The organism is Stenotrophomonas sp. 3diitr2024 (assembly GCF_042136455.1).
Taxonomy (GTDB): domain Bacteria; phylum Pseudomonadota; class Gammaproteobacteria; order Xanthomonadales; family Xanthomonadaceae; genus Stenotrophomonas; species Stenotrophomonas sepilia.
Genome location: NZ_JBHHMJ010000080.1, coordinates 1 through 349 on the forward strand (window position 1 = coordinate 1; position 349 = coordinate 349).

Genomic DNA, 349 nt, shown 5'->3' on the forward strand with positions numbered 1-349 from the left:
GCAGGCGGTCCAGCGCCGGACTGACCGCCTGCGCGCTGGTACTGCGCGGCAGCAGCACGCCAAAGCTGCGGTAGATCTCGGAGACGAAACCGCTGCAGTCGCGGGTGTCGTAGTCGTGGCCCCAGCCGTAGCGTTCGCCGAGGATGCGCGCGACGGCGTCTTCATAGGCCTGGCCGGCAGCGGATTCGACATCCAGGATGACCGGCTCGCCCTTGTTGGAGGCGTTGAGCACGTCGCCCTTGCAGTGGGTGCCGTTGCTGATGCTGGTCGGTGCAGGGACGGCCTTGCCATGGGGCCTGATGGATGGGCTGTCGGTGAGCGTGGTGCCTGTACAGCGTGCGGGCATGGC

General features: G+C 67.9%; 2 pseudogenes. Both read right to left on the reverse strand.

The features are described 5' to 3' along the window. Nucleotides 1-148, reverse strand: a pseudogene (locus ABGA94_RS01825) (NlpC/P60 family protein); the annotation flags it as partial. Next, a pseudogene (locus ABGA94_RS01830) lies at nucleotides 134-238 on the reverse strand (septum site-determining protein MinD); the annotation flags it as partial. The pseudogenes ABGA94_RS01830 and ABGA94_RS01825, both read right to left, overlap by 15 nt. Between the last annotated feature and the right edge of the window lie 111 nt (nucleotides 239-349).